The sequence below is a fragment of the Stagnimonas sp. FW305-C-60 genome, from assembly GCF_058782965.1.
Genome location: NZ_JBYSYF010000002.1, coordinates 1 through 12,796, shown reverse-complemented (window position 1 = coordinate 12,796; position 12,796 = coordinate 1). Strand labels below are relative to the sequence as shown.

Here is a 12,796-nt window from a genome sequence, read left to right as displayed (position 1 = left end):
TCAGCGCAGCTCCGGCACCTTGCGCCACACCACCCAGGCACCGACGGCGGCAATGACTGCGGCTATCAGGAAGGGCGCCTCGGGCCGGATGTGGTCCCAGGTCCAGCCGGCGCCCAGGCTGCCCACCGAGCCGCCGATCCCGTAGGCGGCAGCGTTGTAGAGCGCCTGCCCGCGCCCTTGCAGGCGCGCCGGGAACAGCCGGAACACGTAGTGCATTGCGCAGGCGTGATAGGCGCCGAAGGTGAGCGCGTGGCTGAGCTGGATCAGCACCAGGGCGACGATGTAGTCGGCCAGCAGCACGGTCAGGCCCCAGCGCAGGGCGGTGGTCACCAGCGCCAGCAGCAGCAGCTTGCGGGCGCCGATGCGGGCGATGACCCGGCTCATGTAGATGAACAGCCCGATCTCGGCGACCACCGCCACCGCCCACAGCAGGCCGGCGACGCTGCGGGCGTGGCCGTGACGCTCCAGGAACAGGGTGAAGAAGTTGTAGTAGGGCGCGAACGACATCTGCGAACACAGGCAGGCGAGCAGCAACGCGATCACCTCCGGCTTGCGGATCACGGTGCCCAGGCTGATCGGCGGCGCCTCGGCGTCGGTATGCGCGGCCACCCGGGTTTCCGGCACCTGGTAGCTGGCCACCGCCATGCCGGCGAACAGCACGCCCACCAGCCAGGGCAGCGGCAGGATGCCCCAGAGGTCCAGCAGCGGCCCCAGGCTCAGCACCGAGACCACGAAACCCACCGAGCCCCAGAGCCGCACCCGCGAGTAGTCGCCGCCACTGTGCTGGAGATGCACCAGCGACACCGCCTCGAACTGCGGCAGCAGGGCCTGCCAGAACAGGTTGTAGGCCAGCATCGCCGCGGTGATCTGCCAGACGCCATCGGCGAAGGGGATGATCAGGAACAGCGCCAGCGAGGCGACGCTGGTGCCCCGCACGAGCTGGATGTGGCGGCCGCTGTGGTCGGCGATCCAGCCCCAGACGAAGGGCATCACCGCCCGCTCCAGGCCCGCCAGGGCGTAGGCGATGCCGATCTCGGTGGCACTGAAGCCACGCGCCGTGAGGTATGGCGCCCAGTAAGGCATGAACGCGCCGACCGTCGCGTAATAGAAGAAGTAGTAGCCGCCGAGGCGGGTATGGAGGGCGGCGGGGGTCATGGGCGGCGCAGTTTAGTGGATGGCCTTGGCGGCTTGGGGGCGCTGGGCCTTTGATTTATTGCGCTGGGTCTTGTTTGTGGTTCGCGCGTTCGCGCTCTGCTGGCTGCGCAGGGCTTGATAGCTTTTTTTCGCCTCTTGGCGACTCACTTTTCTTTGCTCCTGCAAAGAAAAGTAAGCAAAAGAAAGCAGTCCCCTGCGTCGCGCCCCTACGGGGTGCCCTGCGATGCTCGTGGCCGGGGGGACGCGCCCGAACTCGGCGCCCTATAGGCGCCTCAGACATGCGGGCGCTTCCATACCCCCCGACCACTGCGCTTCTCGGCGCTTACGAAGGGGAGGGCAAGTCAAAAGCCACATCAACGGCACTCAGGCTCGTCGGCTACGCCGACATCGCGCGAGCGAAGCTAGCGCCTGCGGTTGCTTCTGTCTTTGCGGCGGACGAAGGCCGCCGTGCTGTAGATGGTCCGGTCCCCTTCGTAGCGCCGAGAAGCGGAGGTCTCCGGGGGTATGGAAGCCGGCGCCTGTTTGAGGCGCCTATAGGGCGCCGAGTTCGCCGGCGTCCCCCGGAGACCGAGCATCGCAGGTTTACCCCCGCAGGGGGCGCTACGCAGGGGTGTGCTTTCTTTTGCTTACTTTTCTTTGCACAAGCAAAGAAAAGTGAGTCGCCAAGAGGCGAAAAGAAGACCTCAAACCCTACACGCCTAAAAGAGCGCGAACGCGCGAACCACAGCGCAGTACGCCAACACGAAGAAGCAAGCCCCCATACTCCTAGGGCTAAGGATCAGGGGGGAATCCCAGCCCACCCGGCACCGGCGTATCCTGCGCACCCCAACCCCGCCCCACCCGCCCAATGCGCGACCTGATCCTGCACCACTACCCCATGTCCCCCTACTCCGAAAAGATCCGCGCGATCCTCGGTTACAAGGGCCTGGCCTGGCGCTCGGTGGAGATCCCCATGGTGGCACCCAAGCCTGATCTGGCGGCGCTCACCGGCGGCTACCGCAAGACGCCGGTGCTGCAAGTCGGCCGCGACGTGATCCTCGATACCGCCCTGATGGTGCGGGCGCTGGAACGCCTATACCCGAGTCCGGCGCTGATCCCGGAAGCCCATCGCATGAGCTGCCTGGCCTATGCCGGCTACGAGCAGGCGCTTTTCTTCGGCGCGGTCGCCACGGTGTTCCAGCCCGAGGGCCTGAAGGCCATGATCGCCCGCCTGGGACCGGAGCAGATGCAGCAGTTCTCGCGCGACCGCCAGGAGCTGTTCACCGGCGGTAACGCCAAGCGGCCCAGCCCGGAGATGTACAAGACTCACTTCCTGCCGGCTGCCAATGCCATGAACGCGCAACTGGCCGGGCGCGATTTCCTGCTCGGCGACGCACCGACGCTGGCCGACTTTGTTTGTTGGCACCCGATCTGGTTTGTGCGCGACAACGCCGGCGTCGCCGCCCTGCTGGAGCCGCTACGCAATCTGATGGCCTGGGAGCAGCGCATGCGTGCGCTGGGCTACGGCTACCCGACCGAGATCAGCGCCGACGCGGCGCTGGAGGCGGCGCGCGTCAACGAGGGCTGGCTGGACTTCGACGGCCCGCTACAGGAGCCGAACGGCCTGAAAGTCGGCGAGCGCGTGGTGCTGCGCGCCAGCGACTACGGCTGCGACCCAGTGGAGGGCCTGCTGCTGCACGCCTCGGCCTACGAGCTGGTGCTGCAACGTCACGATCCCCGCGCCGGCGAACTGCGGGTGCATGCTCCGCGCGCCGGCTTCAGTCTCAGCGCCGCCTAATCCGCAATCACCATCCCCAACTCATCAAGGAACATCCCATGTCGGTTTCCATGTACCAGGCTTCCGTGCCCGTGCTGGTGCGCGTGCTGAGCAACTTCATCACCGTGCTGGAAAAGGCCAAGGCCTATGCCGAGGCCAAGAAGCTCGACCCGCTGGTGCTCACCAGCTTCCGCCTGTTCCCCGACATGCTGCCGCTGACCAAGCAGGTGCAGATCGCCAGCGACATGGCCAAGGGCGGCGGCGCGCGCCTGGCCGGCACCGACGTGCCGAAGTACGAGGACAGCGAAACCAGTTTCGATGAACTGGTGGCGCGTCTGGACAAGACCATCGAGTTCCTGCGCGGGCTGGACCCCAAGGCCTTCGAGGGCAGCGAGAGCAAGGAGATCGTGCTCGCCATGCGCAGCGGGCCGATCAAGTTCAAGGGCCAGGACTACCTGTTCAACTTCGTGCTGCCCAACGTCTACTTCCACGCCGCCACCGGCTACAACATCCTCCGCCACAACGGCGTGGAGATCGGCAAGATGGATTTTCTCGGCAAGCTGGAAGGCTGAATGGTCTCGTCCCCTCCCTCGCTTGCGGGGGAGGGTCAGGGAGGGGGCGGTTTGGCGAGGTTGACGCTAAAGCCCAACGCCCCCATCCCAGCCTTCCCCCGCCAGCGGGGGAAGGAGCTTCCGAGCTACTTGAGGGTGAGGCAATCCACCTGCGCGCTGCGGCTGCCGTCGGAGAGCCAGAGCTGGCCGTCCTGGATCGTGCATTGCAGGCTCATGTTCCGCTGCACGAAGGCCGCCAGCGGCGTGTCGCCGACGGTCTGGAAGCGCCGCACGACCAAATTGCGGGCGCGCTCCAGCTTGGGCGCGATGCCTTCCCACCAGGGGCCGGCGGCGTTGCCGTAGCAGAGCACCACCACCTGCCGCGAGCGCCCGCAGGCCTTGAGGATGCGCTTCTCGTCGGGCTGGCCGAGGTCGATCCACAGCTCGATGGCGCCGGTCAGATCCTTCTGCCAGAGATCGGGTTCGTCGGGGTCGCTCAAGCCCTTGGTGAAGGCTAGATGCTCGTGCGCGTAGAGCGCATAGGCGAGCAGGCGCAGCATCAGGCGCTCGTCGGTTTCGGAAGGGTGCTGGGCCAGCGTCAGGCTGTGGTCCGCGTAGTAGCCGCGGTCCATGTCGGCGATGTTCAGCTCGGCTTTGCAGATGGTGGCTTTCAGGGCCATGTAGTAACTCGCGGCAATCAGGCGCCGAGCGGCGCGGGAGCGGATCGTGGCACACGCACCGCCAGCAGCACGCCGGCCACCAGGAGTGCCGCGCCGATCCAGGTTTCCAGCGGCCAGGGCACACCGCTCCAGATGCGGCCGTAGAGTAGCCCGGCCAGGGTCTCGGCGACGATCATCGGGCCCAGTTGTGCCGCCGGCAGATGTCGGCTGGCGGCGTTCCAGAGGCTGTTGGCGAGCAGCGAGCCGAACAGGCCCATCAGCAGGCTCACAGCGAGAAAGCGTGGCCAGTCCAGCCCCTCGAACACACCCTGCCCGCTCACCGCGCCCAGCGCCAGCGCGAACGGCAGCGCCGCAGCGCCCTGCATCGCCGACCAGGTCTGGCCGTCGAGCGCGGCGTGGTGGCGGAACAGCCGGGCATTGGCGAGCGCGAACGCGGTCCACAGGCCCAGCGCCAGCACCGCCAGCAGCACGCCGCCGGCGACATCCGGTGCCACGTAGTTGCCGACCTGCGGATGCGCCAGGCTGGTGCCAGCGATGGTCAGCGCGAAGCCGGCGAGCTGGTAGGCATTGGGCCGCCGCCGCTCCAGCAGGCAGGCGGCCAGCGGGATAGTCACCGGCAGCATGCCGATGATCAGCGTCGGCAGCACCACGCCGGCGCGTTGCAGCGAAGCTGAGAGGCAGACGAAATACAGCAGGTTGCCGAGCAGGCTCAGCACCAAGGCATCGCGCCAGGCGCTGCCTCCCTGCCGCAGGCGGCCGCTCGCCGCCAGCAGCACCAGCGCGGCGACTCCATACGCCAGGTAACGGCCGGCCGCGACCAGCGCCGGCGGCGCATCGGTAGCCAGCAGCGGCCCGATGAAGGAAAAGCCCCAGAGCGCACCGGCGCCGCAGGCGTAGGCGACGCCTACGCCGGAGATGCGTGACATCTAGCGCGGCTCGCCGGGAATCCGCGGCGTGGACGGCACCACATCACCGTTCTGCGCGCGCTGGCGCAGGGCGTGGTCGATCAGCACCAGGCCCAGCATCGCCTCGGCGATCGGCGTGGCGCGCAGGCCGACGCAGGGGTCGTGGCGGCCGGTGGTGATCATCTCGGTGGCCTGGCCATCCTGGTCGATGGTCTTGCCGGGAATCTGGATCGAGGAGGTCGGCTTGATCGCCAGCCGCGCGTAGACGGTCTGGCCGGTGGAGATGCCACCGCTGATGCCGCCGGAATGGTTCGACAGAAAACCTTCCGGCGATAGCTCGTCGCGGTGCTCGCTGCCGCGCTGATCGACCACGCCAAAGCCGTCGCCGATCTCCACCGCCTTCACCGCGTTGATGCCCATCAGCGCGTGGGCGATGTCCGCATCCAGGCGGTCGAATACCGGCTCGCCCCAGCCCGGCGGCACGCCCTGCGCCTCAACGTATAGCAGCGCGCCGCAGGAGTCCTTGGCGCTGCGCAGCATCTCGATGTGCGCTTCCAGCTCCGCCAGCTTGGCAGGATCGGCGGCGAAGAAGGGATTGCCGTTGACCACCGACCAGTCGCTGCGCGCCACCTTGATCGGCCCCATCTGTTCCAGGCAGCCGCGAATCTCCACGCCGTAGCGGGTCTTGAGCCACTTCTTGGCGATGGCGCCCGCCGCGACCCGCGCCGCGGTCTCACGAGCGGAGCTGCGCCCGCCGCCACGGTGGTCGCGGATGCCGTACTTCTGGATGTAGGCGTAGTCGGCGTGGTTGGGCCTAAACACCTGCTTGATCTTGTCGTAGTCGTAGCTGCGCTGGTCGCTGTTCTCGATCAAGAGCGCAATGGGGGTACCGGTGGTCAGGCCCTCGAACACCCCGGAGAGGATGCGGACCCGGTCCTCTTCCTTGCGCTGGGTGACGAACTTGCTGGTACCCGGCTTGCGACGGTCGAGGTCGGGCTGGATGTCGGCCTCTTGGAGAGGCAGCCCCGGCGGGCAGCCATCGACGATGCAGCCCAGGGCCGGGCCGTGGCTCTCGCCGAAAGTGGTGACGGTGAAGCTCTTGCCAAAGGTGTTGCCGGACATGCGCTAGTTCCCTTGCAGCCAATCTTCCAGATCGGCCTTGCCGATGACGAACACTCCATCGCCGCCGCGCTCGAACTCCGGCCAGGACACCGGGATGTCGGGGAAGCGGGCGTTGAATTCCTCCTGCGAACCGCCGATCTCGCAGACCAGCAGGCCGCCCTCGCTCAGGTGCGCCGGCGCTTCGCGCAGGATGCGTTCGACCAGATCCATGCCATCGCTGCCGGCGGCCAGGGCCAGGCGCGGCTCGTGCTGGAACTCCGGCCCCAGGGCATCGACCTCGGCCTCCGGCACATAGGGCGGGTTGCTGACGATCAGCTCGTAGCGCTGCCCCTGCAGGGCCTCGAACAGGTCCGAGCCCAGGGCATGCACCTGCTCGCCGCAATGATGGCGGGCGATGTTGAGACGGCAGACTTCCAGCGCCGCCGGCGAGAGCTCGGCGAGATCGACGCGCGCCTCCGGGAAGGCCTGCGCGCAGGCAATGCCGATGCAGCCGGAGCCGGCGCAGAGGTCGAGGATGCGCAGGGGCTCCACCGTCAGCCAGGGCTGGAAGCCCTGGCCGATCATCTCGCCGATCGGCGAGCGCGGAATCAGCACGCGCTCATCGACAGTGAACGGCAGGCCGCAGAACTGGATCTCGCCGATCAGATAGGCGGCCGGGCGGCGGGTTTCGATGCGCTCGCGCAGTAGCGCCCAGACGCTGGATTTCTCCTCGGCGGTGAGCGCGGCTTCCAGGTAGATCGCCGGCAGATCGGCCGGCAGCTTCAGCGCCCAGAGCACCAGGTGAAAGGCCTCGTCGAGCGCGTTGTCGGTGCCGTGGCCAAACACCAGGCCGGCGCGGGCAAAGGCCGAAGCGCCCCAGCGCACATAGTCGCGGACGGTATGCAGTTCCGGCGGCGGGGAACCGGCGGCGGCGGAGATGGTCGAGAGCATTCCCGTATTATCACCGCTATCCGCCTCTCGCCGGGCGGGCCCGCCCCAACTCAGCTCCCTTTCATGCCCCGAAACACACTGTTCGGGCTCATCGCCGCGGTCGCCGCCGCGCTGGGCCTGGCCGTAGGCGCGATGCTGCTCCAGCCCAAGAGCACCAGCATCGCCTCCGGCACCCTGCTGCAAACCCCGCGCGCCCTGCCCGCCTTCAGCCTCACCGATCAGGACGGCCAGGTGTTCGACAACGCCCGCCTCAATGGTCACTGGACCCTGGTGTTCGCCGGCTTCACCTATTGCCCGGACATCTGCCCTGGCACGCTGACGCTACTGAAGGCGGTCAAGGCCAGGCTCGGCCCCGATGCGGAGAAGGTGCAGGTGCTGTTCCTGTCGGTGGACCCGGCGCGCGACACACCGGAGCGGCTGAAGACCTATGTGCAGTTCTTTGACCCCGGCTTTCTGGCCGCGACCGCGCCCGACGCCGAGCTGGAAAAGCTGGCGCGCGGCATGAGCTTCGTATACGCCAAGGTGCCGGGCGCCACGCCCGAGAGCTACACCATGGACCACTCCACCGCGCTGATGCTGGTGAACCCGCAGGGCCAGCTGGCCGGCTTCTTCACTGCCCCGCTCAAGGCCGACAGCCTGAGCGCCGACCTCAAGACCATCCTGGGAAACGGCTAATGGCGAACAGCGATGCCAGCTTCGGCGACCGTCTGTTCGCCGCCATCCAGCAAGTGCTGCCCACCCGGGCACTGTCCAGCGGCATGCATGCGCTCACCCGCATCCGCACACCCTGGTTCAAGAACGCCTTCATCCGCATCTTCATGCGCGGCTTCGACATCCGCCTCGACGAGGCTCAGATCCGCGAGGTGGAGAAGTTCGAGCATTTCAACGCCTTCTTCACCCGCGCCCTGCAACCCGGCGCGCGCCGCATCGACGCAGCGCCGGAGGCCTTCGTCAGCCCGGTGGATGGCGCGGTCTCGCAGTTTGGCGACCTGCTCGGCCGCAGCACCGGGCCGGGCGCCGAGCTGATCCAGGCCAAGGGCCATACCTATTCCGCCGAGACCCTGCTCGCCGGCCGGCCGGACTGGGCAGCGGAGTTCGCCGGCGGCCAGTTCATCACCATTTATCTCGCGCCCTACAACTACCACCGCATCCACATGCCGGTGGCCGGCAAGCTGCGCGAGTGGGCTTACGTGCCGGGGCGGCTGTTCTCGGTGAATCACGCCACCGCCCGCGCCCTGCCCGGCGTGTTCGCCCGCAACGAGCGTCTGGTGGCGATGTTCGATACCGAGTTCGGGCCGATGGCGATGGTGCTGGTTGGCGCGCTGTTCGTCGGCTCGCTGGAGACCACCTGGGCCGGCGAGGTGAGCCCGCCGCACGTCCGCGAACCGACTCCGGCGTTCTACGCGCCGATGCGGCCCATCGAGTTCCAGAAGGGCCAGGAGATGGGCCGCTTCAACATGGGCTCGACGGTGATCCTGCTCACGCCCAAGAAGCTCAACTGGGAAGCGCTGCAATCCCGCCAGCCGCTGCGCCTGGGCGAGCGCCTCGCCCGCATCAAACCTTAAAAATCGCTCTGCGCATGAACTCCGAACTGCAAGCGGTGCTGAACGCTCTGGGCCGCATCGTCCTCGGCAAGGACCGTCAATTGCGCCTGGCGCTGGCCTGCCTGCTGGCGCGCGGCCACCTGTTGATCGAGGACGTGCCGGGCGTCGGCAAGACCACCCTGGCGCTGGCACTTTCGCGGGTGCTGGGCCTGGCCTTCCAGCGCGTGCAGTTCACCTCCGACCTGCTGCCGGCCGACATCCTCGGCGTCTCGGTGTTCGAGCGCGAGCATGGGCACTTCCGCTTTCATCCCGGGCCGATCTTCTCGCAGGTAGTGCTGGCCGACGAGGTCAACCGCGCCAGCCCCAAGACCCAATCGGCCTTGCTGGAGGCGATGGAAGAGCGTCAGGTGAGCGTCGAGGGCGCGACCCGCGGCCTGCCGGAACCCTTCTTCGTGCTCGCCACCCAGAACCCGGCCGACCAGATCGGCGTGTTCCCGCTGCCGGAATCGCAGTTGGACCGCTTTCTGATGCGGCTGTCGATGGGTTTCCCCCCACGCGAGGCGGAGCGCGCGCTGCTGCTGGAACCAGACCGCCGCAGCCTGCTGCTGCAAGTGGAACCGGTGCTGGACGCGGAGCGCCTGCTCGCTCTTCAGGCCCAAGTTACTCAGGTACTGACTTCGCCGGCCCTGGTCGACTACCTGCTGGCGCTGATCGAGTACAGCCGCAATCACCCGGCGCTCAAGCAGGGCTTGTCGCCGCGCGCCGGCTTGGCCCTGCGCCGTGCCGCGCAGGCCTGGGCGCTGCTTGATGGTCGCGGCAGCGCGGTTCCGGAAGACGTGCAGGCAGTGTTTCCGGCGGTAGCCGGCCATCGCCTGCTGGCCACCGAGCGCGAGCGCGGTGCGCCGACGCCGGAGGCCATCCTCGACGCCGTGGCAATACCTTAAGGACGCGACCGCCGCCATGCGCCTGCGGCCCCAGCTCAGCGTCCAGCCCGAGGCCTACAACCGGGACGGCCGTGATCCCTTCCTGGCGCGCCTGGCGATGGTGCTGTTCCACCCCTTGCGCAGCCTGCGCCGGCGGATCAATGCCTGGGTCGCGGCGCGCGTACAGCGCCAGCCGGGGCCGGTGAGCGTGCCGCGCCACCGCGTCTACATCGTCCCCACCCGTTTCGGCTACGGCTACGGCATCCTGCTGCTGGTGATGCTGCTGGGGGCGATGAACTACACCAACAGCATGGCCTTCGCGCTCACCTTCCTGCTCGCCGGCCTGGGCCTCTTGGGCATGCACCACACCCACGGCAACCTGCTCAACATCCGCCTGCATGCCGGGCGGGTGACCCCGGTGTTCGCCGGCGAGCTGGCGCAGTTCGAGGTGCGGGTGGAAAACCCGACTCCCAGCGCCCGCTACACGCTGATGCTGGGCTGGCCCGACGAGGAGCCGGCGGCGACCGTCGATGTGCCCGCCGGCGGCAGCGTCAGCGTGCTGTTGCCCTTGCCGGCGCCGCGACGCGGCTGGCTGCCGGCGCCGCGCTTCGCAGTTGCCACCGAATTTCCGCTCGGCCTCTTACACGCCTGGACCTGGATCGAGCTGGACATGAATGCCCTGGTCTATCCCGCGCCGGCCCCGGCCGGCCGGCAACCGCCACAGGCCGGCGGCGACTACGGCTTTGCCGCCAGCGAGCGGCCGGGCGTGGACGAGTTCGTCGGCCTGCGCGGCTACGCGCCGGGCGACATGCCGCGCAGCATCCACTGGAAGAGCTTCGCCAAGTTGGAACTACCGCAGGTGAAGCGCTTCGGCGAGAGCGTGTCGCGCGAACGGGTACTGGACTACCAACTGCTGACCGACCTCGGTGTCGAGGCGCGTCTTTCGCAGCTCTGCCGCTGGGTGCTGGAGGCCGAGCAGTCGCGCGAGCCCTATGCCCTGCGCCTGCCCGGCCTCGCCATCGACGCCGGCCTCGGCACCAGCCAGCGCGAGCATTGCCTGCGCGCGCTGGCGCTGTTCCAGGGCGGTTGAGCCATGGCTGCCCTGCCCGCCACCACCGCCCGCACCTATCTGCACAGCACCAGCCTGTTGCGACTGCTGGCGGTGATGCTGCTGGTGCTGGCACCGCACTTCGCGCGCCTGCCCTGGGGTGAGACGGTGGCGATCCTGGCGGTGTTCGTCTGGCGCGCCGTCGCCGCGCGGCGACGCTGGCGGATGCCCGGCAAGCTCTTGCGCGCGGCGCTCACGCTGGCGGCCTTCGTCGGCGTCTACTGGAGCTACGGCCGCATCAACGGCCAGCACGCCGGCGTCGCCCTGCTGGTGGTGATGGCCGCGCTCAAGCTCACCGAGATGGACCAGCGCCGCGACGTGATGGTGACGGTGTTCCTGATGTACTTCATCTGCGTCACCCACTTCCTGTTCTCGCAGGAAATCTGGACGCTCCTGTACCTGCTCGCGGCCGCGGTGTCGGTGACCGCGATCCTGATCGAGGCCAACCACGCCGGCGAGCCGTTGCCGCTGCGCCTGACCCTGCGCCGTGGCGGCAGTCTGGTGCTGCAATCAGTGCCGCTGATGCTCTTGATGTTCGTGCTGTTCCCTCGCGTGCCCGGCCCGCTCTGGGGCCTGCCCTCGGACGCCGGCGCCGAGCGCAGCGGCCTGTCCGACCGCATGTCGCCGGGCGACATCGCCAGCCTGATCCTCAACGACGAACTGGCCTTCCGTGTGCGCTTCGAAAACCGGGTGCCGGAACCACGCGAGCGCTACTGGCGCGGGCCGGTGTTCTGGGACTTCGACGGCCGCGAGTGGAGCGAGGGCCTGGGCGCGCTCAGCCAGGAGCCGCTGCAACTGGAAGTGCGCGGCGAGCCGCTGGCCTACGAGGTGGTGCTGGAGCCGCACCGCGCGCTCTGGTTGCTGGCCCTGGAGATGCCGGACATCAGCAGCCTGCCCGCCGGCGCCAAGCTCACCCAGGATGGCCGCCTGCTCAGCCGCAATGCCGTGCGCGAGCGCCAGCTCTATCGCATGCGCTCCTACCTCGACTACCGGCTGCAAGGGGAGCTCTCGGAACGCGCCCGCCGCTACGCCACCCGCCTGCCGCCCAAGCGCAACCCGCGCGCCCAGGCGCTCGCCAGCCAGTGGCGCGCGCAAGGCCTGGACGATGCCGCGATCATCGACACCGCGCTGCGGATGTTCCGCGAGCAGGACTTCTTCTACACCCTGAAACCACCGCTGCTGGGCCAGGACCCGGTGGACGATTTCCTGTTCAACACCCGGCGCGGCTTCTGCGAGCACTACGCCAGCGCCTTCACCAACCTGATGCGCGCCGCCGGCATCCCGGCGAGGGTGGTCACCGGCTATCAGGGCGGCGAGCGCAACGGCATCGGCGGCTACTACCTGGTGCGACAGTCCGACGCCCATGCCTGGTCGGAGGTCTGGTTGGCGGGCGAAGGCTGGCGGCGGGTCGATCCCACCGCCGCGGTGGCGCCCAACCGCATCGAGCAGAACCTGGCTTCGGCGCTGTCGCTGGAAGAGTCCCTGCCGCTGGGCCTGCGCCGTGGCGGCGCCGACGCCTGGGTGCGCCTGCAGGACAGTTGGGACTACGCCAACGCGCAGTGGAACCGCTGGGTGCTGGCCTACGGGCCCGAGTTGCAGGAGCAGATCCTCAGCCGCTTCGGCCTGAGCGGCTGGCGCGACCTGATGTTGAGCCTGACCATCAGCCTGGCCCTGGCGCTGGGCCTGTTCGGCGCCCTGGCGCTACGCCGGGCGATGCCGCTACAGCCGCGCGACCCGGCGCTGCTGGCCTGGCGGCGGGCGCTGCGGCCGCTGGCCCGCGTCGGGCTGGAGCAGCGGCCCTCCGAAGGGGCTGCGGAGTTCGCGGCGCGGGTGGCGGCGCAGCGGCCGGAACTGGCTACGGCAGTTGGGGAATTGGCTCGGCATTATCAGCACGCGCGGTATGGCGGCATGGAGCCGGCGGATGGGGCGACGCTGGCCGGCTTGCGGGCAGCAGGGGTGGTTTTGAGGCGGGAATTGCGGAAGAGCTGAGTTGAGTTCGGCTTGGCTTGGCTTGGTAGTTCGCGCGTTCGCGCTCTGCTGACCTTGCAGGGCTTGATAGCTTTTTTTCGCCTCTTGGCGACTCACTTTTCTTTGCTTGTGCAAAGAAAAGTAAGCAAAAGAA

The 12,796-nt window shown here is 68.3% G+C and carries 12 protein-coding genes; 7 read left to right on the top strand and 5 right to left on the bottom strand.

Annotation, left to right across the window (positions count from 1 at the left end; translation table 11 throughout):
- Nucleotides 1–1,155 (bottom strand): MFS transporter, encoded by a 1,155-nt coding sequence (locus AC3WT6_RS06970; RefSeq protein WP_492652864.1) that lies wholly within the window; start codon nt 1,153–1,155, stop codon nt 1–3.
- Between the two features lie 847 nt (nt 1,156–2,002).
- On the opposite strand from AC3WT6_RS06970, the gene AC3WT6_RS06965 reads away from it, so the two are divergent.
- Together AC3WT6_RS06965 and AC3WT6_RS06960 are read left to right on the top strand one after the other, a co-directional pair.
- A complete protein-coding gene (locus tag AC3WT6_RS06965) occupies nt 2,003–2,932 on the top strand; it encodes a glutathione S-transferase family protein (RefSeq protein ID WP_492652863.1) in 930 nt (309 codons plus the stop codon).
- 38 nt (nt 2,933–2,970) lie between these two features.
- On the top strand, nt 2,971–3,483 hold the full coding sequence (locus AC3WT6_RS06960; protein WP_492652862.1) for a DUF1993 domain-containing protein: 513 nt from the start codon (nt 2,971–2,973) through the stop codon (nt 3,481–3,483).
- 125 nt (nt 3,484–3,608) lie between these two features.
- On the opposite strand, the gene AC3WT6_RS06955 is transcribed toward AC3WT6_RS06960, so the two are convergent.
- From AC3WT6_RS06955 to prmB, 4 genes are read right to left on the bottom strand one after another with little or no spacing between them, the layout of a single operon-like run.
- On the bottom strand, nt 3,609–4,142 hold the full coding sequence (locus tag AC3WT6_RS06955) for a YaeQ family protein (protein WP_492652861.1): 534 nt from the start codon (nt 4,140–4,142) through the stop codon (nt 3,609–3,611).
- 17 nt (nt 4,143–4,159) lie between these two features.
- Nucleotides 4,160–5,068, bottom strand: coding sequence for a DMT family transporter (locus tag AC3WT6_RS06950; protein WP_492652860.1), 909 nt, complete (start codon nt 5,066–5,068; stop codon nt 4,160–4,162).
- On the bottom strand, nt 5,069–6,169 hold the full coding sequence (gene aroC, locus AC3WT6_RS06945; protein ID WP_492652859.1) for a chorismate synthase: 1,101 nt from the start codon (nt 6,167–6,169) through the stop codon (nt 5,069–5,071).
- A 3-nt stretch (nt 6,170–6,172) separates the two neighbouring features.
- Entirely contained in the window at nt 6,173–7,099 is a 927-nt protein-coding gene (gene prmB / locus AC3WT6_RS06940; RefSeq protein ID WP_492652858.1) for a 50S ribosomal protein L3 N(5)-glutamine methyltransferase, read from the bottom strand.
- Between the two features lie 63 nt (nt 7,100–7,162).
- Here prmB and AC3WT6_RS06935 point away from each other — a divergent pair, with 63 nt between their 5' ends.
- Genes AC3WT6_RS06935 through AC3WT6_RS06915 form a run of 5 tightly spaced genes read left to right on the top strand, consistent with a single transcriptional unit; the run spans nt 7,163 to nt 12,663 of the window.
- The gene (locus tag AC3WT6_RS06935) at nt 7,163–7,774 is read left to right on the top strand and encodes an SCO family protein (RefSeq protein WP_492652857.1); all 612 of its coding nucleotides are present in this window, start codon (nt 7,163–7,165) and stop codon (nt 7,772–7,774) included.
- Nucleotides 7,774–8,664: an archaetidylserine decarboxylase gene (gene asd, locus AC3WT6_RS06930; RefSeq protein WP_492652856.1), complete on the top strand. Its 891-nt coding sequence runs from the start codon at nt 7,774–7,776 to the stop codon at nt 8,662–8,664. Before AC3WT6_RS06935 ends, asd begins: the two co-directional genes overlap by 1 nt.
- A 14-nt stretch (nt 8,665–8,678) precedes the next feature.
- Nucleotides 8,679–9,587 carry an AAA family ATPase gene (locus tag AC3WT6_RS06925; protein WP_492652855.1) on the top strand — a complete coding sequence of 303 codons (909 nt, stop codon included), beginning with the start codon at nt 8,679–8,681 and terminating at the stop codon, nt 9,585–9,587.
- A 16-nt stretch (nt 9,588–9,603) separates the two neighbouring features.
- Complete coding sequence (locus AC3WT6_RS06920; RefSeq protein WP_492652854.1) at nt 9,604–10,656, top strand: DUF58 domain-containing protein; 1,053 nt, start codon at nt 9,604–9,606, stop codon at nt 10,654–10,656.
- 3 nt (nt 10,657–10,659) lie between these two features.
- Complete coding sequence (locus AC3WT6_RS06915; RefSeq protein ID WP_492652853.1) at nt 10,660–12,663, top strand: transglutaminase TgpA family protein; 2,004 nt, start codon at nt 10,660–10,662, stop codon at nt 12,661–12,663.
- Nucleotides 12,664–12,796: the final 133 nt, after the last annotated feature.